The sequence below is a fragment of the Acinetobacter sp. ANC_7635 genome, from assembly GCF_056779945.1.
On record NZ_JBWYIS010000003.1, the window covers coordinates 65,506 to 87,752 of the forward strand.

16 protein-coding genes are annotated in these 22,247 nt (G+C 39.9%); 8 read left to right on the forward strand and 8 right to left on the reverse strand.

Annotation, left to right across the window (positions count from 1 at the left end):
* The first annotated feature begins 749 nt into the window (after positions 1-749).
* Positions 750-1,685, forward strand: coding sequence for a porin Omp33-36 (gene omp33-36, locus AC1M89_RS05775; protein ID WP_481614031.1), 936 nt, complete (start codon positions 750-752; stop codon positions 1,683-1,685).
* A gap of 63 nt (positions 1,686-1,748) precedes the next feature.
* Here the strand turns inward: omp33-36 and betT are convergent, their stop codons facing one another.
* The 4 genes from betT to AC1M89_RS05795 all read right to left on the reverse strand — a co-directional run bounded on the left by betT (position 1,749) and on the right by AC1M89_RS05795 (position 6,812).
* On the reverse strand, positions 1,749-3,719 hold the full coding sequence (betT, locus tag AC1M89_RS05780) for a choline BCCT transporter BetT (RefSeq protein WP_481591856.1): 1,971 nt from the start codon (positions 3,717-3,719) through the stop codon (positions 1,749-1,751).
* 225 nt (positions 3,720-3,944) lie between these two features.
* Positions 3,945-4,634, reverse strand: coding sequence for an ion channel (locus AC1M89_RS05785; protein ID WP_481591855.1), 690 nt, complete (start codon positions 4,632-4,634; stop codon positions 3,945-3,947).
* Positions 4,635-4,771: 137 nt separating this feature from the next.
* Positions 4,772-6,478, reverse strand: coding sequence for a cation acetate symporter (locus AC1M89_RS05790; protein ID WP_180028478.1), 1,707 nt, complete (start codon positions 6,476-6,478; stop codon positions 4,772-4,774).
* Between the two features lies 1 nt (position 6,479).
* Positions 6,480-6,812, reverse strand: coding sequence for a DUF485 domain-containing protein (locus AC1M89_RS05795; RefSeq protein ID WP_035265779.1), 333 nt, complete (start codon positions 6,810-6,812; stop codon positions 6,480-6,482).
* 183 nt (positions 6,813-6,995) lie between these two features.
* Between AC1M89_RS05795 and AC1M89_RS05800 the strand changes: the two genes are divergently transcribed.
* Both AC1M89_RS05800 and AC1M89_RS05805 read left to right on the forward strand, forming a co-directional pair.
* Positions 6,996-10,487, forward strand: a complete 3,492-nt coding sequence (locus AC1M89_RS05800) for a hybrid sensor histidine kinase/response regulator (RefSeq protein WP_481586858.1) — start codon at positions 6,996-6,998, stop codon at positions 10,485-10,487.
* A gap of 425 nt (positions 10,488-10,912) precedes the next feature.
* A complete protein-coding gene (locus AC1M89_RS05805; RefSeq protein WP_035265786.1) occupies positions 10,913-11,680 on the forward strand; it encodes a hypothetical protein in 768 nt (255 codons plus the stop codon).
* Positions 11,681-11,741: 61 nt separating this feature from the next.
* Here the strand turns inward: AC1M89_RS05805 and AC1M89_RS05810 are convergent, their stop codons facing one another.
* The gene (locus tag AC1M89_RS05810; RefSeq protein WP_035265788.1) at positions 11,742-12,392 is read right to left on the reverse strand and encodes a response regulator; all 651 of its coding nucleotides are present in this window, start codon (positions 12,390-12,392) and stop codon (positions 11,742-11,744) included.
* A gap of 376 nt (positions 12,393-12,768) precedes the next feature.
* On the opposite strand from AC1M89_RS05810, the gene msuE reads away from it, so the two are divergent.
* The 4 genes from msuE to AC1M89_RS05830 all read left to right on the forward strand — a co-directional run bounded on the left by msuE (position 12,769) and on the right by AC1M89_RS05830 (position 16,795).
* Entirely contained in the window at positions 12,769-13,506 is a 738-nt protein-coding gene (gene msuE / locus AC1M89_RS05815) for an FMN reductase (RefSeq protein WP_035265789.1), read from the forward strand.
* 29 nt (positions 13,507-13,535) lie between these two features.
* On the forward strand, positions 13,536-14,645 hold the full coding sequence (sfnG, locus tag AC1M89_RS05820) for a dimethylsulfone monooxygenase SfnG (RefSeq protein ID WP_035265790.1): 1,110 nt from the start codon (positions 13,536-13,538) through the stop codon (positions 14,643-14,645).
* 308 nt (positions 14,646-14,953) lie between these two features.
* Entirely contained in the window at positions 14,954-16,111 is a 1,158-nt protein-coding gene (locus AC1M89_RS05825; protein ID WP_481591892.1) for an MFS transporter, read from the forward strand.
* A gap of 69 nt (positions 16,112-16,180) precedes the next feature.
* On the forward strand, positions 16,181-16,795 hold the full coding sequence (locus AC1M89_RS05830) for a riboflavin synthase subunit alpha (protein WP_481591854.1): 615 nt from the start codon (positions 16,181-16,183) through the stop codon (positions 16,793-16,795).
* Positions 16,796-16,839: 44 nt separating this feature from the next.
* Here AC1M89_RS05830 and AC1M89_RS05835 read toward each other — a convergent pair whose 3' ends face one another.
* Both AC1M89_RS05835 and acs read right to left on the reverse strand, forming a co-directional pair.
* The gene (locus tag AC1M89_RS05835; RefSeq protein ID WP_481595752.1) at positions 16,840-18,021 is read right to left on the reverse strand and encodes an acyl-CoA dehydrogenase family protein; all 1,182 of its coding nucleotides are present in this window, start codon (positions 18,019-18,021) and stop codon (positions 16,840-16,842) included.
* Positions 18,022-18,170: 149 nt separating this feature from the next.
* A complete protein-coding gene (acs, locus tag AC1M89_RS05840) occupies positions 18,171-20,114 on the reverse strand; it encodes an acetate--CoA ligase (RefSeq protein WP_179999124.1) in 1,944 nt (647 codons plus the stop codon).
* A 453-nt stretch (positions 20,115-20,567) separates the two neighbouring features.
* On the opposite strand from acs, the gene AC1M89_RS05845 reads away from it, so the two are divergent.
* Positions 20,568-21,551, forward strand: coding sequence for a mechanosensitive ion channel family protein (locus AC1M89_RS05845; protein ID WP_481586863.1), 984 nt, complete (start codon positions 20,568-20,570; stop codon positions 21,549-21,551).
* Here the strand turns inward: AC1M89_RS05845 and AC1M89_RS05850 are convergent.
* Positions 21,525-22,238 (reverse strand): 16S rRNA (uracil(1498)-N(3))-methyltransferase, encoded by a 714-nt coding sequence (locus AC1M89_RS05850; RefSeq protein WP_481614032.1) that lies wholly within the window; start codon positions 22,236-22,238, stop codon positions 21,525-21,527. The two genes, AC1M89_RS05845 and AC1M89_RS05850, sit on opposite strands and share 27 nt — an antisense overlap.
* Positions 22,239-22,247: the final 9 nt, after the last annotated feature.

Sequence of the window (22,247 nt, forward strand, 5' to 3'; positions counted from 1 at the left end):
CATGTGCAATATGCTGGTGCATAATGCCCCACATTAGGGCGAGATAGAAATATACCTCAGCAGAATTTCTGTATTTCCCTCAAGTTTTGGCGAAAAAACCTAGTTTTCTATGAAAACTAGGTTTTTTTTTGCTCAGTATTGATAAAGAATACACCCAGTTATGCACTATAATGGTGCAAATAAATATAAGTTAAAAAAAACCCAGCCTTGGGGAAAGCTGGGCATATAAGAGAAATAACCACTATAATATTTAGTAAATCTAAAAGGCAGAACTCAATTTATTTAAATATAAAAAAAAACTTAGTTAACGAGCATGTAATTATGTGAAAATTAACTTAAATTGCAAACATCGCAACCCTTTGAAATTCCGAATAGACCTAACACTTTACTACCAAGTAGGTGAAAAAAGTCACATTATTTATTTTCAAATGAGTTAAAATTAAACGAAAATCTTAAATTTCATGTAAATTAACATTTTCTTTATACGTTTTATCCGATTCTAATAATCTTTTTTTTGTATAATTTCGATGCAATTTTTTAAGCTTAATCGACGTTGAAAATCTCCTTATCACATTGTTATTTTTGAATAAAATGTTCAAAAATTCATGTTCTTAATCTTCTTGTATCAAGACATAACACACAAAATAAATTTAGACCAGCAGACTATTACCTTAAAGATCATTGACTTAATACATTGTTACAATACAATATTTACTGCATATTCATTCGACATTTATTTGGTAACTATTATGAAAAAAATTAGTTTAGCCACTGCTTTATTAGTAGCAATGACTGGGGCACACGCATATCAAGTTGAAGTACAAGGGGCTGCTGAATACTTTGATGACTCATTGAACAATGATAACTACACTGGTTCTGTACAAGGTACTTATTACTTCAAGAATGTTGACTCAACTAAAGGTCCTTTAGCTGAAGCGGCTTTCTTAAATCAGGCATCTAATGTATCTGTGGCTTATAACTTCGGTGAATATTCTGCTGATATTAAAGCTGCTAATCAGAAAGTTGAAGCTCAGCAACATAACTATGGTGCAAAAGCTGAAGCTTATATCCCAACTAAACTTATTCCTTTATATGCAAGCGCATCATATAGCCACTCAAAAACTGATGCTAAAAATGATTTCACTGCAAACAACCCATTAAACCACCCACAAGTTGCTAAATTAGCAGATGGTAACGGCGATCGTTATGCTTTAGAACTTGGTGCAATGTTACTTCCAAACTTCTTAGTTGCTGTAGGTTATACAAGCGTTGCTGATCAATACTCTTTTGATGTCTTTAAAGCAATCAACAACGGTAGCGTATTCTCAGCACTTGAAACAGGTACTATTGCTGAAGATCAAGATGCGATCACAGCACGTACTAAATATGTAGGCGGTATCACTGATACAAATATGTCTATTGGCTTTGAAGCTGGTTTAGTATACGGTGAAGATACACTTTACCAATTAAAATCTGACCTTTACTTCAATCCACAGTTAAGCGCAGGCGTATCTTATACTGAATCAAGCTTTAATGACACTCCAAGCTCAGCTATCGGTGCTAACGTAAACTACTTCATCACTCCAGCTGTAGCTGTTGGTGCAAGTTATGTAAATGCTAACGCTGAAAATGGTTCTAGCCGTGATACTGAAACTGTTGGCTTAAATGCTAAATTCCGTTTCTAATAAGTTATTAGATACAGAATCAAAAAAGGACGCATAATGCGTCCTTTTTTTATCAGTCACTAGTTACTCAGGGCTACGAATTACACTTAAAAAATGTAAATGTCTTTCGTATTGATCAATAACATCTTGAATTAAGTCTTCTTGTGTCCAGTCCATTACATCATAGGCCTGTCCACCCTCTCTTAAAAACACTTCCGCCTGATAATAATCCTGCTCAGTCACCATTGTATCTGGCATAAAGCTCGGTGGCGTTGTTCTTTGTGACATCACTTGATATACAAAATTCAACTCGTCATGATGATCTACCCTCAACTCTACCCCTTCAGCCAATCGATTTACACTAACCTTAAACTGTCTTCTCTTGAACTCTTTCTGCACTTGCTCTAATGCTTGAGATACTTGAGATTCAATAAATACATCAACCTCTTCCTTAGAATGAGGATAGTGCATAATCAATCCTAAGCGTTTTTGCCAACTCCGTGGTTGATGAATTGCTCGAGGTGTAATTCTCGCCTCTTGCAGAGCATTCATTTTAATTAAATCTACTTTTAAGGCTTTGAGTAATCCCCAACAAATAAAAAGCATAATGACGGAGAATGGCAACGCACTCATGATGGTCGCAGATTGTAAAGCACCAAGCCCACCGACCAATAATAATACAATTGCCAATACCGCCATAAGCACAGTCCAAAAGAGTCGTTGCCATGTCGGTGAACCTTCACCTTTAGCCGTCAAATAGTCTGTAACTAATGCACCTGAATCCGCTGAAGTGACAAAGAATAAAATAACCAGCGATGTTGCTACTACACTCATGATTGAAGCGAGTGGTAAGCTATTTAAAAATTCGAATAATGCAACGGAAGAATCCTTCTGTACTGCTAGCATCAGTGCTTCATTGCCTTCTTGCATAATACTGAAGAGCGCAGCATTCCCCATAAAGCCCATCCAAATGAGTGTAAATCCAGTAGGAATCAACATAACCCCAACAATAAACTCTCGAATGGTTCTTCCATGTGACACACGTGCGATAAACATCCCGACAAATGGTGACCACGAGATCCACCATGCCCAATACATAATCGTCCAACCACCAATCCAACCATTCGGTTGATAAGCATATAAATTAAATGTCATGGTAAAGAGATTAGAAACATACTGACCCATGTTCTGAATTGTGGTTTGCAAAAGATAAATGGTAGAACTCGCGAAGAATACAAAGAGCAATAAACTTAATGCCAATACCAAATTCAACTCAGACAACCGTTTAATTCCTTTTTCTAAACCTAGAAAAACGGACAGTGATGCCAATGTACTGACGATAATAATCAGTATCACTTGTGTACTTGCTGATTGAGGAACATCAAATAAATAATTCAAGCCTGAGTTAATTTGCGTTACACCAAAACCCAATGTTGTCGCCACACCAAATACTGTTCCAATCGTGGCAAATGTGTCTACGGCATCCCCCATTGGACCATGAATTTTTTTTCCAATGATCGGATAAAGCGCGGAACGTACTTTTAAAGGCAATTGATGTCGATAAGCAAAATAGGCCAAGGACAATCCAATCAATGCATAGATTCCCCATGCATGAAGTCCCCAGTGGAAGAAAGTCACTCGCATCGCTTGCTGCGCTGCCATAACCGTTTCTCCATCACCGACTGGCGGAGAGACATAATGCATTACAGGTTCTGCTACCCCAAAAAACATCAGGCCAATCCCCATACCTGCGGTAAAGAGCATGGCAAACCAAGAGCCATTACTGTAACTCGGTTGGCTATGATCTGGACCGAGCCTGATTTTGCCGTAGTCAGAAATTGCGATATAAGCCAGCACGATCAGAAATATGGCAACTGCTAAAACATAGAACCAACTAAAAGAATCCGTAATCCATTGGTTCAGTTGCTGAGTAACTAATTCAAAACCATTAGGAGATAACACCACAGTGGCCAAAAATACAAAAATGATGAGTACCGTGCTGATAAAAACACGTGGATTTACATTTGAATACCATGGAGGATGCTGAGAAGACATAATTCCCCTATATATTTATTTTTCGGTGAAACGCTTCAAACTGGATAAAACGCTATATGAATTGAGATCATTTATCCTCAACCTCATATAAAGCCGGGTTAGTTTCATCAAAAACAGAATAGAAAATCGACTCAATATCGAGGGTTGGAGATTATTTTTTGATCTAAGTACTTATTATTCATGATTTTGCAGATGAATGCCGTTAGCAAGATGTAACGTTCTGTTTTAATCATCCTGATGCTTTGGCAAATGAGCAATGTATTGCAGTGCAACTAAGCGCGAAACAATCAAAGCCAGATACATGACTCCACTAAACATTTGAATCATGGCAATCAGTCTCGCCAGCGGACTCAAGGGCATAATATCTGAAAGACCTGTTGCCGACTGAATACTAAAACTGAGAAACAACAAATCTAACCAACTATGTTGAACAGATTGTTCAGGCGTTATGCTAAAACTCAGTGGGTCATATAGCTGGCAGATGCTATATAAAAATGCGAAGCTCCATGCAATTAAAGTAAAAACAGCTGCTGCCGCAAATAATTCATCTTTGGTCAAATAGCGGTCTTCGAACATATATCGAACCAAACCATAAGCCGCTGTCGTATACGCGATAACTTCAAATACATGCGCTGTAATTTGAATATAGGCTTGATGATATCCAATCAGAATCAAGAAAGAAAAAATGAGAGCTCCTAATACCCCAAATAAACCTACAGCACTAAAAATTGGGGTCATTTTGATGACTTTAGCAATAATAAGAAGGACTAAAGCGCCGAGAATCCAAGTCATGGAGCGATAAGCCAAATCATGACTTGATATCACTGCGAGGAATAAAATCAGCAGCTGTAAAATCAGTAGACACGCGGATGGTAAACGTACGAGATCACCTATCACGCGGCATATTAAACTCATCTCAACTCCAACTATTTTTATTGTTTTGTTTGAATGAAAGCATAGCGGACAGTTGATGACTTGTATGTCATTTAAAATAGAAATTTGGTAAAGAAAAAAAGCCCCTTAAAGGGGCTTTTTATCATGATCAGTATGGTTTAGTGGTCTGACGCACCAGAAATACCAATACCTGTTTGTGAACGTACAAACTGTGCATCAAATGCTTTACGTTCTGCTTGCGCTTGTGCAGAATTGTCTGTCACAGAGAACAACCAGCAGAAGAAGAATGCTAAAGGCATCGCAAATAATGCAGGACCGTTATATGGATTAATTGGTGTATCAGAAATACCAAGCGTATCTACCCAAACTGCTTTAGAAAGTACGATGAGTACAACCGCTAAAACTAATCCAACAACACCACCGGCAACTGCACCACGCGTTGTTAAACCTTTCCAGAACATTGAAAGTACAAGCACTGGGAAGTTTGCACATGCAGCAACAGAGAATGCTAAACCTACCATGAAGGCAACGTTTTGTTTCTCGAACAAGATACCCAAGATCATCGCAAAGATCGCAAGACCTAAAGTCGCGATTTTAGACATACGAAGTTCAGATTCAGGTGTAGTTTGTCCTTTTTTCAATACGTTCGCATATAAGTCATGTGAAATTGCTGAAGCACCTGACAACGTTAAACCTGCAACAACTGCTAGAATCGTGGCAAATGCAACCGCTGAAATGAAGCCCATGAACAAGTCACCGCCTAAAGCATCAGACAAGTGAACCGCAGCCATGTTATTACCACCAACAAGCTCTAGCTTGCCAGTTACTGCCATTTTCGCAATATCAAGGAATTGTGGGTTGTTCGATACATAGAGAATCGCACCGAAACCAATGATGAAAGTTAAAAGATAGAAGTAACCGATAAAGCCTGTTGCAACAACAACTGATTTACGTGCTTCTTTCGCATCTTTTACTGTGAAGAAACGCATGAGGATATGTGGTAAACCAGCTGTACCAAACATCAATGCTAAACCAAGAGAAATCGCATCAATTGGGTTTGATGCCAGACTACCTGGTCCCATGATTTTGGTTGCATCATCTAAGGTTAAATCATGTACTTTAGAGAAGACTTGAATCGATTGCTCGAACATATTGGTGAAGCTAAAGCCAACGCCTTTCATCACCATAAATGCCATGAAGGTAGCACCTGACAACAACATCACTGCCTTAATGATTTGCACCCATGTTGTCGCTAACATACCGCCAAACATAACGTATGCCATCATGAGCAGACCGACGATGACGACAGCAATGTTATAGTTCAAGCCAAACAGAAGCTTGATCAACTGACCAGCGCCGACCATTTGGGCAATCAAGTAGAATGCAACAACAACAAGAGAGCTTAACGCTGCCAGTGTGCGTACAGGTTTTTCTTGTAAACGGAATGATACAACGTCAGATAAATTGTATTTACCCAAGTTACGCAAACGCTCTGCTATCAAGAAAAGTACGATAGGCCAACCTACCATAAAACCAAGTGAATAGAGTAAGCCATCGAAACCTGACAGGAAAACCATCGCAGAAATACCAAGGAACGATGCTGCGGACATATAGTCACCAGCAATGGCTAAACCATTTTGGAAACCAGAAATTCCACCGCCTGCGGTATAGAAATCTTTGGTGTTTGTGGTTTGTTTAGCTGCCCATTTGGTAATCCCTAGCGTTGCACCGACGAAAATCAAGAACATGATAATCGCAGGCCAATTTGTTGCTTGTTGTTCTGCTGCACCTAAATCAGGACCTGCGAATGCCAATCCAGATAACATTGCAGTCCCTGCAAATGTGAGTAAAGAATTCCATTTCATCTTAGTGTAGTCCCTTCTCGTGAGTGATGGCTTCAACTTCGCGCATAGCTTCTTCGTTTAATTGATCGAGCTTATTGTTGGCAATGTACGAATACACACCACATAACAAGAAAGACAGCACGATGATGCCTAATCCTAGAGGGATACCCCAAGTGGTTACACCACCTGAAAGCGATGACAATAAAAACTCTTTGTTATAGCCAACTAAAAGCATAAAACCAACGTAGACAAACAGCATAATGCCTGTCAATGTCCAGCTCAGTGTGCTTTTCTTTTTGACCATTTCTTTGAATTTGGGATTCTGTAGAATTTGCTCTACTTGTCTCTCATCCATAAACAAGACTCCATATGAGACCCAACCGTAGGTCATTTTTTTTATTTAAATTATTCCGATTTTTAAATTAGCAAGATTTTGCATTGGTTGTAATTTAGACTTTGGTCGCTAAATTTTGATCAATTTGAACGTGACAGTTCATGGATGCGTTATCATTACACGAGATTCTCAAGTGTAAGTCCTATGAACAGTTGGTTGATTATTGGGGTACTCGCCCTCTACATCCTCATCCTTTTTATTTGCGCCTTTTTTGGTGAAAAACATGCCAGTCGGCTCAGCCCACGTGGACGTATGTTATTGTTTAGTTTGACCTTAGGCGTGTACTGTTCGTCTTGGACATTCTACGGCGCAACGGGTGCTGCTGTTCGTGAAGGGATCATTTTCCTTCCAATCTACTTAGGCCCACTTCTGTTTGTCTGGTTTGGTTATGATATTTGGCGTCGCTTAGGTCGAGTACGTCAGCACCATGCTATTTCCTCAATTGCTGACTTTGTGGCAGCACGTTATGGCAAAAGCGGACCTCTCGCCTCACTCGTCACCATTTTAGCCGTGATCGCCATCATTCCTTATCTTGCCTTACAACTGAGAGCCATTGCACTCAGTGCATCCGTGATGTTGCAACAAGATTCAGAAGTGATGAATCTGACCACCAATGGTGTACTTGCACTTACAGGGGTTCTAGCAATTTTGGCTATGATGTTTGGTACACGTCAGATTGCCAACACCGAACAGCATGGCGGTTTAATGCTGGCAGTCGCTTTTGAATCCTTTGTTAAATTATTTGCACTCCTCTGTGTCGCTTTTTTCTTTTTATTTGAACGCCCCGAAAACCTCATTCAAGTTTCCGCAGACGTATCCAAAACCTTCCATGAAATTCAACTGATGGGCGTGCCAGATACCTTTTGGATTCAAACACTTTTAGCAGCATTAGCGATTATATGTTTGCCACGCCAGTTTCATGTTGCTGTAGTTGAATTACGTGATGAAAAACATATTCGTGGTGCGCGCAGATGGTTTGCCGCTTACATCATTTTAACCGTTGTCGCGATTATTCCGATTGCAAGTTGGGCACTTCATGCTGCACCAGAATACATGGCAGTCCCTGATGTTGCCGTGCTGTCACTGCCTTTGAGCTATAACCAAGAATGGCTGACGCTCTTAGCATTCCTTGGAGGATTTTCGGCTTCAACTGGTATGCTTTTAGTCTCTTCAGTCGCACTCTCAATCATGCTCAGTAACGACTTGATTATGCCTGCGCTATGGCGCTTGGGTTGGATTTCTCGTCATGACAAGCGTTTACCTCGAATGCTGAAATTCACACGTCGCGTATGTATTTTGGCGGTCATGCTACTTGGATTCTTGTTCTTCCATTTCTTTAATGACATTGATCAGCTGTCAGTATTTGGTCTTTTGGCATTTAGTGCTGTTGCACAGTTTGCACCTGCACTTATTGGGGGGTTGTACTGGCGTGGTGGAAGTAAACAAGGGGTCTATGCAGGTCTCATCGTTGGTTTTGTGATGTGGAGTTACACACTGCTCTTACCAACAATTTTAAGAAGTTTACCAGATGAATATTATCAATTTACTTATTCGTTTCTGATGTTTGGCCCTCTGGGATTTGACTTATTAAAGCCTGAAGCATTACTTGGTTTTGAATCATTTGCGCCATTAACACATGGTGTAATTTGGTCACTTGGCTTAAATATCGTGCTCTACATCTGGATCTCACGAATTTATCGTCCAAGTATTGCTGAGCAAATACAGGCAGAAAGTTTCTTCTATTACGAAACTAAACCCCTACAAACGCAACAAACCTCAAATGAAGTTAATTATTTACATCATGATGTCGCACGATTAAAAGTGGGTGACCTGATCACGCTTGCCAAACGGATTACGGGTGAAGGTCCGACCATGCATGCGTTTAATCAATTCTGCTTATCCAATAATGTGATATTAAACGAAAACAGCAGTGCCAATGGGATGTGGTGGCGTTTCACTGAACAATATCTTGCTGGCACAATTGGAGCTGCATCGGCACGTACCCTACTCACTACAGCCATGGTTAACAATGGATTAGCACTTGGACAGGTCGCTAATATTCTAGACCAAGCATCACAATGGCAACGCTTTAACCAAAATCTAATTATGACCATGATCGACCACATGACCCAAGGGGTAAGTGTTGTCGATGAAAACATGTGTTTAGTCGCATGGAATAATCAATATCTCGTTTTATTCGATTATCCAAAAGATTTGGTATATGTGGGCTGCCCGATTGCAGACTTGATCCGATACAACGCAGAGCGCGGTGAATGTGGACCTGGTTCCGTTGAAGAGCACGTACGTAAACGTATTCATTGGATGAAAGTAGGTAGCGCTCATGAGTTTGAACGTATTCGTAAAGATGGTCGTGTTATCCAAATGCGAGGAAATCCAATCGAAGGCGGTGGCTTCGTGACGACATTTGCTGATATTACGGCATTCCGAGAAACTGAAGCACTACTTGAAGGACGCGTTCAAGATCGCACTCAACAACTTGCCAATGCCTTGGCAGAACAACAATTGGCACGTGAACAAGCTGACAAAGCCAATATGTCAAAAAGTCGATTCATTGCTGCAGCAAGTCATGATTTACTTCAACCTATGCACGCTGCACGGTTATTCAGTACGGCATTAGAACAAAGCATTCAAAATGAAGAAGATGCTAAAACGCTACAGCAACTCGATCGTGCCTTACATGGTGCAGAGAGTATGCTTTCTGCATTATTAGACATTGCACGTTTAGAAGGTGGAACAATACAACCTAAACGACAAGCCTATCCATTACATGACCTATTGAGTGACTTAGAACTACAATTTAAATCAATTGCAGCACAACGAGCGATCTCCTTCCGAGTGCATGACGTGAAATTCTGGATTGATACAGATCCTCAATGGATTCGCCGTATTATTCAAAACTTTGTCAGTAATGCCCTAAGATACACAGCAAAAGGTCGTGTAATTGTTGGGGTGTTACGTTCAGCAGAAAGAGCAAACCATATTCGTATTGGTGTTTGGGATACTGGTCCAGGGATTGCTGAACAACAACGTATTAAACTCTTCCAAGAGTTTGAACGTTGTGGACATACCTCGCCATGGGGTGAACAAGGTTTAGGTCTTGGACTCGCCATCGTTCAGAGAATGACCAGCATGTTGGGTTATCCTGTGCATGTGTATTCCGAGTTGGGTAAGGGTTCATGTTTTATGATTGAAGTCCCACTCATCGATGCACCAAAGGTTGTGACCGCACCAGTTCAAGCCACACCATTAAAATCTGCAGCGTATAAAATTTTATGTTTAGACAATGATGAAACTATTTTAGAAGGCATGGCAACTTTGCTTACTAAATGGGGTTATCAAGTGTTTAAAGCCACAGAACCTGAACAAGCGCTTGAGATTATTCAACAAGAGAACATTCAAGTTTGGTTGGTCGATCAACACCTGAATTCAAATAAAATAGGATTAGATTTTATTGTAGAACATCGTCAAGAAAATGTGCCTGTGGCATTGATTACAGCTGATTCAGATCCTGAGCTTCCGCAAAGACTCAAAGAGCTGAATATTGTCCTATTGAAAAAACCTCTCAAACCTGCCTCTCTACGTTCATGGTTATCAGGTTTAAAAATTTCAAAATAAGATTCGAAATAGTCACATTTTGATACATTCATCACCCAGTTTTTCCACGAAAAGCTGGGTGATTTTTATACATATTCACACCGTACTTTACAATGATTGGCAGATCTCAGCTTTAGAGGTGGCAAAAGAGAACAAAATAAAGCTAAAAAGAGCATTGGCAATTGACCAAAAAAATCAAAGTCCGATTTTCTATGGCAAAACACATCAAAAGTTGAAATATCATTTAAAACAAATAGTTACAAGTTTACTAACATCATGTTTTTAGATGACAAATTTACTCATCAAATAAAAATTAATACTTTAGTCTTATTCTTATTGCAATCAACATAATTCTAAATCTAGCCATCAGCACATCTTCGTTCGATTAAAGAAATCAAAGTGCCTCAAATTTTCTCGAGAATAAAAGTATCAAATGGAGTCTTGCAATGAACATTTCAGAAGCTATGCCACATGGTTTAGATCGTAATCACGAATTTCATCGCCAATATGGTGCCAATGCAATTTTGCCTGAAATCAAGTGGCAAGAAATTTTTCCATCTACATCCTTAAAAAATGTACATGTACGTGCCTTGGAACAGATTTACCAAACTGCAGTACCTTTGGCTTTACAGGTTTTTGAACAATTAAAATTTGATGTATTTACACCAGCAGCTTATCACCCTCAAGGCTTAGGTTTATTTGATAAATTGGCACAACAAGAAAATCAACTTATTCAACGTTTAGCATCAGAATGCCGAGATTTAGATGAACATACGCGTCATCAAGTGTGGAGTATGTTGTTGCGTGGTGGTGCCGTTTTGGTCTTTAAAGCTTGGCTTGGTAAAGTGAAAACTGGTGAAAATACGCTTGATACCACGCAGTTTGATGAAATTTCAGATTTACTCTTTATCAAAACACCGCCGCTTGCACTCGCAGAACAATTAGGCATCGATGCATATGCAGATTTCGATCATATTTTTCTCATGTATGGCAATGAGGTGTTTTTAGATCGTTTTAATGGACTTGAAACGGCTGCACTCTTTGTTGATCTGAAAGTTTATGATGCCGCTTTTTTAAGTCTTAGAGATGATCGCGTTGCAGAATATTTAAAACGCAAGGGCTATGTAACACAAGATCAAATTGATGAACTTCAATGTGCACTCAATCCTCTATATTGTAATGAGTTGACACCTAAACAGGACTGTTTAGCCTAAAGTAGATACGCATCGAAAAAAAGACCTTTGATTAGGTCTTTTTTTCAAATCTAAGAATCATTTAAACACGTTTTTCTTCGATGTTTAATGCATTAATCGCTAATACAGCCTGAGTACGATTTTGAACGCCTAATTTACGGAAAATCGCGGTCACATGCGCTTTAATCGTTGCTTCAGAAACATCAAGTTCGTATGCGATCTGTTTATTCAACAAACCTTCCGCAACCATCATTAACACTCGGAATTGTTGTGGTGTTAGAGATTGAATACGTTCTGCTAAAGCTGTTTCATCTGCAGCACGTGGATCAAAGTTTAAATTCGCAGGCAGGTTTGGTGGTAACCACATATCCCCTTCTAATACCTGACGAATCGCTTCACCAATGTGACTTGGATGCGCTGATTTTGGAATATAGCCCATTGCACCATGTGCAATCGAGCGTTGAATAATTGAAACTTCTTCATGCGCCGATACGACAATAATTGGTAACGATGGATACTGTGCACGCACATGCACCAACGCTGAGAAGCCTGATGCACCTGGAAGATTCAAATCTAAAAGCACTAAATCTGGTTCAGGACCTTTTTCTAAACGTTCATAAAATTCATTAACAGCAGCTGTTTCATGGATTTGGGCTTGCGGTAAGCTGTAACGAACTGCTTGAATTAAAGCATGACGAAACAGTGGATGATCATCAACGATTAAAATATTCATAAGCGAGGCGAGAGATCTCAAACACAATCAATATACTAACTGTGCTATAGCTGTTAAGGATATATAAATATTAACGAATTTTTGCAGAAAATGTCGGGCTAAATCTTACAAACGCGATTTTTTTATGTAATTTTGAAAATTCGATAAGCACATCACTTTTAAATATAAAATTTATTCAAATATTGAAATAGCTTATTCATAATCATAAATATACGTTTATTCAGTTATTTATCACTTATTTATATCTCAAAAAGATTAAATTATCGCTATATACGCAAAAATGATATTTATTCTTATTTTGCTTATTTTACAGAATAAGCATAAATCCACATAAATAGTGCATCCGAGATTAATTTTAAATTTTTAGGTTTGTACTATGTCTACTGCTCAACAAAAACCATTAAATATCGTTGCTGTCTCTGGCGGTCTAAATAATCCTTCAAAAACTGAAGCGCTTGTTCAAGCGATTTTGGATGAGTTAGGTGAAGCAACACCTATTAATGTGCATTTTATTAAATTTAGCGAAATCGGTCATTTATTAGGTGGTGCCATTTATCGCAATCAGCTGCCGCAACGTGTTCAAGATGATCTTGCTGCTGTTGAAGCCGCGGATGCATTGATTGTGGGAACGCCCGTATATCGCGCATCTTTCACAGGTTTATTTAAACATTTCTTTGACTTTGTAGAACAAACTGCGCTGGTTGATGTGCCTGTATTACTAGCTGCATCAGGGGGCAGTGATCGCCATGCCTTAGTACTTGAGCATCAATTGCGTCCTTTATTTAGCTTCTTCCAAGCACAGACTTTGCCAATTGGAGTTTATGCAACTGATCGTGATTTTACGCCTGAATACACCATTCACAGTGAACTATTACGTGCGCGCATTACCTTAGCCATTGCTCGTGCTTTACCAATTTTAGAGTGGGCACCAGCCAAAGGTAAACGTGCTGAGGTTGTGAAAGATAAAACCCAACAAGCCAATCAAAACTTGGGCATTAACAAACAAATTGAACAAGAAGAAGTATTACCTTCAGCAGCAGTACCAAGTTTAGATGCAGCAGAGTCACGCTTGCATCACAAGAATAATGCTGCCCCAAAAATTGAAGTGGCATAAATATAATTGAATCAATGAGGGTATAAGCCATGTCTAATGCAGAAAAGCAAGCGATTAAATTTGCCTATTGGGTTCCAAATGTCAGTGGTGGTCTTGTCGTCAGTAATGTTGAACAACGAACAGACTGGAGCTACGACTACAATGTTCGACTCGCGCAAGCTGCTGAAAAAAGTGGATTTGAATATGCTTTGACACAGATTCGATTCACGGCAGGATACGGTGCGGAGAATCAGCATGAATCTGTAAGCTTTAGTCATGGCTTATTGGCAAAAACTGAAAAGTTACGTGTAATCGCAGCAATTTTACCAGGCCCTTGGAAACCCGCGCTGGCGGCTAAACAGCTCGCGACAATTGATCATTTAACCAATGGTCGTATCGCTATTAATGTTGTGAGCGGATGGTTCCGTGGTGAATTTGATGCCATCGGTGAAGAATGGCCTGAACACGATCAACGATATGCACGTTCAGAGGAGTTTATTCGTAGCTTAAAAGGTATTTGGACGCAGGATAACTTTAGTTTTGATGGAAAATATTATCAATTTAAAGACTACACCTTGAAGCCAAAACCTGTTCAAAGCCCACATATTGAAATTTTCCAAGGGGGTAGCTCGCGTGCCGCACGTGATATGGCATCTCGTGTTTCTGATTGGTATTTCACCAATGGAAACACGCCTGCTGAAATTAAAAAGCAGATTGATGACATCCGTGAAAAAGCCAAGCTGAATCACCATCAAGTCAAAATTGGGGTGAATGCCTTTATCATTGCTCGCGATACTGAAGAGGAAGCAAAAGCTGTACTTCAAGAAATCATTGACAATGCAAATGTAGAAGCAGTCAATGCCTTTGGTGATGCAACTCGTGAAGCTGGTGCCGCAACTCAAGAAGGTGAAGGTAACTGGGCAAAATCAACATTTGAAGATCTTGTCCAATACAACGACGGGTTCAGAACAAATCTCATCGGTACACCGCAACAAATTGCTGAACGTATCGTTGAATTAAAATCAGTTGGTGTGGACCTGATCTTATCTGGCTTCTTACATTTTATAGAGGAAGTTGAATATTTTGGTGAAAAAGTACTGCCTTTAGTTCGAAAACTCGAAGCTGAACAGCAACAACACATCACCGCTAAATCAGCTTAATTGGTCTTCGATTAATTAACAACGATCTGAATGAAATCAGCGCTTTGTTCAGTCTTGTTTTGACCCTGATAACTATAATAATAGCGTCATGCAGTAGCAACTTACCCCCCAAGGCTCGGCTTGGGGGCTTTTTATTGGATAGTTCATATAATCTGATCAGCAACAGTACATCGAAAATTGAATAAATCGTACATTGTTCCGCTGTTGCACGGTTATAATCACCTCAAAAATGAAGACAGCACAGCCTTATGGGTTCAATTCAATCAATAGAACATTCAAACAATTCCTCTGGTGCTTCAGCGAATAAAATGGCGGTTCATATTATTTTCGCTATTGCATTAGCGCATGGATTACATGATCTGATCCAGTCTTGCTTACCTGCCATTTATCCCATGCTGAAACTTAATTTTGACTTGAGCTTTACCCAAATCGGGATTATTTCTTTGGTCTATCAAATGACTGCATCTATTCTGCAACCTTGGGTTGGACTCTACACTGATAAGCATCCTAAGCCCTACCTCCTCCCTTTGGGTATGTGCGTTACACTGCTAGGTATCGTTCTGCTGGCATTTGCATGGACTTTTCCAATCTTACTGATTTCAGCAGCACTCATCGGTGTGGGCTCATCTGCCTTTCACCCAGAAGCCTCACGAGTAGCGAGAACAGCATCAGGTGGTCGCTTCGGAACTGCTCAATCCGCTTTTCAAGTGGGTGGTAATAGCGGCTCTGCCGTTGGGCCACTGTTGGCCGCAGCAATTATTGTACCGAACGGCCAAGCCTCAGTTGCTTGGCTCATGATATTTGCCATTTTCGCTATTTATCTGCTTTACAGAATCAGTCGATGGACCATTCAATATGCTGTTCAAGCTGCTTCAGCAGTAAAAGCCAAGCAATCAACACCGTTGAAAGGTTCTAAACTTGTACAGGGAATTGTGATTATCTGTGCGTTAATGTTTGCAAAATTCACGTACATTGCAAGTATTGGAAATTACTATACCTTCTATTTGATCGAAAAGTTTCAGGTCAGTATTCAACAGGCTCAGCTTTATTTATTTGCTTTTTTAGCTGCAGTAGCAATCGGTACTTTTGCTGGCGGCCCTGTCGGTGACAAAGTAGGTCGTAAAGCTGTCATTTGGATTTCCTTCATTGGCATGGCACCCTTTGCATTACTCATGCCACATGTGAATTTGATGTGGACGTGTATCTTTGCGATTCTTGCTGGATTGATTATGTCTTCCGCATTTTCAGCAATGGTTGTATATGCACAAGAAGCGATGCCAGGTCGTGTCGGCATGGTCTCTGGTTTGATGTTTGGTTTGATGTTTGGGATCAGCGGTATCGCGGCAGCAGCTTTGGGCTATGTGGCAGATCATCAAGGTATTCGTTGGGTATTTCACTTTAGCTCATACTTACCACTACTGGGTTTATTGACCTTCTTTTTACCCAGAACCAATCAATCTGCGTAAGATGATCATCGCTACGATCTCAGTTAGGATTAAAAGCAATTAAGGTTTATTTTTAGGCAAAGGTTTATTATGTATACAGGTATCGTGCAAGGGTTAGAAAAAGTATTAGATATACAGCATAAAGAGGGATATCGGACTTTTGTTATTTCTAATGCGCTCAATCTTTTTCATGATGTATTTATCGGCGCCAGTGTTGCGATTAATGGTGTTTGCTTAACCGCTACACAAATTGATCTGATCGCTGGTCAAGTGCATTTTGATGTTTCAAATCTAACACTTGAATTAACCACTTTAGGTCAACTCAACGTCGGTGATGAGGTCAATATTGAACGCTCCGCTAAAGTAGGTGCTGAGAATGGTGGGCATAATTTATATGGTCATATTGAAGGCACTGCAACCGTAAAGCATTTAAGCAAAAATGGTGAAACGTTTCATATCGACCTTAAAATTCCAAATGGCAATATCAAATATTTCTTCTTAAAGGGCTTTATCGGTTTAAATGGCTGCAGTTTGACAGTCAATCGAGTTGATCGTGCAAACAATCAAATCTCAATCGATCTTATTCCAGAAACTTTACGCTTAACCACATGGAAATATGTTCAAGTCGGCGATCAAGTCAATTACGAAATTGATCAGATGACACGTACGCTTGTCGATACTTTAGAAAATATTCATCAAAAATAAATAAAAGCCTCTACGATAGAGGCTTTTTTCATAATCAATTCGATCTAAGAGTAGAAACTCGGATCTGGAACTTTTCCAGTTAATGCCCACTCTCCGACTTCCTGATATTTATAATCAATTGGATCATGCAGGGTTTGGGTTCGTACATTACGCCAGAATCGATCTAAATTCAGTTTTGCAGTAGTGGCGCGTGCGCCCATCACTTGAAAAATATTTTGTGTCACATAAAGTGAAGTATGAGTCGCTGCGATTTTGGCGGTAGCGATTGTAATTGAGACTTCACCACGTTGCTCCGCAGTTAATGTTTCCCCTTCATCCCACGCCTTTTGTAATGTATTGATCGCTTTTTCCGCGAGCAAGCGCACACCTTCAAGTTGCACATAAAATTCGGCGAAATGCTTTTGGGTAAATGGATCATTCACCGCTTGTTCAACCAGTGATTTCGACCAAGCTTTTTGTGTTTGAACTGTCTCTTTCGCAACATTGAACGCTCCCTCAGCAACACCTAAAAATAAATGCACGAAAATCAGTTGAGCAATTAGCGGTCTCAAACTTGAATAAGGTGTACTTAAAGGACCGGGATTGAGGAGTAATTCATCCTTGCGAATTTTGACCTGTTCAAAATGACTGGTACCACTATCCGTTTGACGTTGCCCCATATTATTCCAATCCCCAAGAAAGCTCACACCCTCTCGTGCTGTTGGAATCACGCCAATCAGTAACTTTCCATCTTCATTAAATCCCGAACAGAGCAGGATATCTGAATCAATTGATCCAGAACAAAAACTTTTATCACCATGGAAGATAAATTCTTCATCAGAAACTTGTTTCGCGGTTGTTCTACGATCTAATGGATTTAACGTATTTCCCCAAAATAAGTTGTGTTTGGCGGTTTGTCTAAACCAATCTCCATATTGAGCTGGCTGTGCAAAAAGTTGTACCGTCGCAATAAGCAAATGATGAAAGCCATATACATGCGCAAGTGAACTATCAACTTGAGCAATGGTTTGAATAGTTTTAAAAATCGTGCTCCAAGTTGCACCTTGCCCACCAAATTCTTTTGGAATAGATAAAGACAACAAGCCACTTTGTCGAATTAGATCTCGCTGAGCCTTTGGATTTCCACCTTGTTTATCTCGTTCTGCTGCGGTTTTCGCAAACTCAGATGCAAGTATTTGCGCAGTCTCAAGTGGCGTTTCAGGATTAAAATTTAGGGGAGAATTCATTGTTATATTCCGTATCGCATCTGCTGATAAGCTTATCAGATCAACATGATTTGACTTATCACAATGCCTGCTTTTCTTATCACTGAACTAAAAATACCGCTAGTTGAACTAACGGTATTTAAAACATGACTTCGTCTGTTTAATCGGGATTACTGCTGTGATTTCACTTCAGCAATTAATTGATCCACGACCTGTGGATCTGCCAAAGTTGAGGTATCGCCCAAACTATCTAGCTCATTAGCGGCAATTTTTCTCAAAATTCGGCGCATAATCTTGCCTGAACGTGTTTTGGGTAATGCTGGCGCCCAATAAATTGCATCTGGTGTAGCCACAGGTCCTAAAACTTTTCTTACCCAACCTACTAGCTCTTTCCTGAGTTCTTCTGACTCTGGCGTATCTGCCTGTAAAGTTACATAGGCTGCAATCCCTTGACCTTTGATGTCATGTGGCATACCCACAACGGCTGCTTCTGCAACATGTTCATGTGCAACCAATGCACTTTCAATCTCTGCAGTCCCCAAGCGGTGTCCCGAAACGTTCAGAACATCATCCACTCGCCCCGTAATCCAGTAATAACCATCTTTATCACGGCGTGCACCATCTCCCGTGAAATAATTCCCTGGATAAGTTGAGAAATATGCCTCGATAAAACGATCTGGATCACCCCAAATGGTACGCATTTGTCCTGGCCAAGAATCTTTGATCACCAAATTACCTTCAGCCTCTCCTTCTAGCTCTTTACCATCAGCATCAACCAAAGCAGGTTGTACACCAAAGAATGGGCGTGTTGCAGAACCAGGTTTAAGTGCAGTTGCGCCCGGTAAAGGCGAAATCATGAAGCCACCTGTTTCAGTTTGCCACCATGTATCTACAATTGGACAACGACTTTCACCAACTACGGTGTAGTACCAGTTCCAAGCTTCAGGATTAATTGGCTCACCGACGGAGCCCAACAAGCGTAAGCTACTACGGTCACTTTCACGGATAAATGCATCACCTTCACGCATCATCGCTCGGATCGCCGTTGGTGCCGTATATAAAATTGTGACGTTGTGCTTATCTACAATATGTCCAGTGCGTGCCCAAGTTGGGTATTGTGGAACACCCTCAAACATCAAGGTTGTCGTCCCATTTGAAAGTGGACCATACAACACATAAGAATGACCAGTAATCCAACCGACATCAGCGGTACACCAGAAAATATCATCTTGTTTTAAATCAAATACTTCCCTAAAGGTAAAGTTCGCGTAAGTCAGATAACCGCCTGTAGTATGTAGCACACCTTTAGGTTTACCCGTTGAGCCTGAAGTATATAAAATAAACAGCGGATCCTCTGAATTCATTGGTTCAGGTGGACAGATATCTGTGACTGTCATGATTTCCATGTGATACCACAGGTCACGACCTTCATGCATTGTGATTGGGTTACCAGTACGATGCACCACAATGACATTTTGTACAGAGCTCGTCCCTTCAAGCTCCATCGCTGCATCAACGTTTTCTTTCAGTGGAATTGGCTTACCACCCCGCATGCCCGAGTCTGCTGTAATGATGACTTTTGCTTGGCTATCATCAATACGACTTGCTAAAGAATCTGGTGAAAAACCTCCAAACACCACGCAATGTACCGCACCAATACGTGTACATGCCAACATCGCAATGGCTGCTTCAGGGACCATTGGCATATACAGAACAACACGGTCGCCTTTGGTCACGCCATGCTTCTTGAGAACATTGGCAAAACGACAAACTTCATCGTGTAATTCTTCAAATGAAATAATTTTATGGCGTGATGGATGATCACCTTCCCAAATAATCGCAGGTTTATGTGGGTGTTCTTTTAAATGTCGATCGAGACAGTTTTCACTGACATTTAATTGGCCATCTGCAAACCATTCAACTTTGTAATTCTCTTTATCAAAGTTGGTATTTTTGACTTGTGTAAAAGGCTTAATCCAGTCTAGTTTCTTGGCTGCTTCGGTCCAAAATGCTTCGGGGTTTTCAATAGATGCTTTATACCGCTCGAAATATTGCTCTTCATTGGTTCGTGCAGTTTTTTTAAAAACTTCGGGTACTGGATATATTTCATTCATAATTCGCATCCTTGATTTATGTTTCTCATCTCGAGAGTTGTCTTGATCATACTGATCATTTTTTGTCTTATATCTTGAGTATGACTATACTTTAAAATTTCAAACAATCATGCTTTGGTCGTAGACTGAGCATTCATTTATTTCAAAAGTTATCCGTATCTTCTTGCCAATTGAACAACCTAAAATATCTAACAATCAATGATCCGAATCATTGCTGATCATCATTCCTAAGCAAGTAAAATCTGTCGTTGTCAAAAAACTCCATTTTTTTATCAATAAATACCATGTCGATTTTTTTGTTGGACAAGGTGCTGAATGTTTATAAAAACATGCAATTTTTTTGTTGTTTTCAGTTTATTCAATGAATAAAAATGACGATAAAACCTGCGAACGTGATTTTTATTCACTGTATTTTCAGGCAAAATGTAAACATTCAATACATTTGGAACACTCGTGGCTGAACAACAAAATTCTTTGAGTCAGGTGGCTCAAGGTACGACTCAACTTCTACAAGATGCAAGTGAGAAAACGGCTCAAACCGTCATTGCACATACTGCGAAATACAATGATGCATATACCACCATTGATAAAATCATGGATGGCTTTTGGGAACGAATCCCTTATATCTGTATTGCTTTGATTGTATTTACCTTATTTTGGTTGTTGTCTAAGCTGTTCAAATTATTTGTCAGAAAAGCACTTTCAGAGCGTTCATATACCAAACAAAATTTAGTGCTCGTCCTCAACCGCGTCGGTAGCTCTTTTATTATTTTCTTTGGCTTCTTAATTGCGATGGTTATTGCAATTCCAGGGTTTACACCTGGACAGCTGATGAGTGCACTGGGGATCGGATCTGTCGCAATTGGTTTTGCATTTAAAGATATTTTTCAAAACCTGCTCTCTGGTATCTTAATTCTACTCGGTGAACCCTTCAAAATTGGCGACGATATCATTGTGAATGGTTTAGAGGGGACCGTTGAAGATATTCAAATTCGTGCAACCTACTTACGTTCACCTGATGGTCGCCGTATCGTCATTCCCAACGCAACGGTTTATACCAATGCAGTTACTGTTAATACGGCATATCCACGTCGTCGTTGTGAATTCGTGGTCGGTATTGGTTACGAAGATGATGTTCAAAAAGCGAAAGATATTATTTTGAGTATTTTAGACCGGGATCAACAAATCCTCAGTCAACCTGCATTTAGCGTGAATGTCTCTGCCTTAGCTGATTTCTCAATCAACCTCACTGTACGTTGGTGGGTGAATACGGGTGAAACTGCGACATCTACATCTATTAGTTTAGTTCAAGAAAAAGTGATTCAAGCTTTTGCTGAACATGAAATCTCGATTCCATATCCAGTTCAAGAGGTTAAAGTCTATCGCGGAGATTCTTCACAAGAAGATGAATCACCACGTGCTAAACAGACGACCTAACACATAAGGAATCACCGTCTCAGTACGAATAATTCGGTTGCCTAAGCTGACAGCTTGGCAGCCGTTTTTTATGAGTAAATTAATCTCATAAGGAATATAACCACCTTCAGGCCCAATCAATATCGTACACGGGTGCTCAATCGCATGAGGCATACTGTGGGTTGCATAAGGATGTGCTACATAAGCTGGTCGTTCAACGGAAATCATTTGAGGAAGAACATCTTCCACAAAAGGTTTAAAGCGTTTATATATTTCGATTTCAGGTGGAAATGTATCACCCGCTTGTTCTAAGCCCAGTTGAACATAGTGATTAATTTGCTGTAAAAATGGTGTTTGCCAATAGCTTTTATCGACCCGATAGCTGTGCAGCAAAATGATTTTTTCTACGCCTAGAGTTACAGCATCTTGAATCAATCGTCTCAATACTTTCGGTCTAGGCATAGCAACGATTAACGTTACAGGTAATTTCTTCGGTACAGGCTCTTCATAAAGTGGCTGAATTAAGATTTTCCTTTCAGAAATTTCTATGACCTCAGCTGTATATCGACCAGCACCTCTAATACCAACCTTTAAAGTATCTCCAATTTTAATATCAAGTTGATGCTTCAGATGCTCAATTTGGCGTGCAGATTGAATCGTCCAGAGGTCATCCTGTGCTGATGCAGGATCAAGCAATACAATATTCATATACTAAAA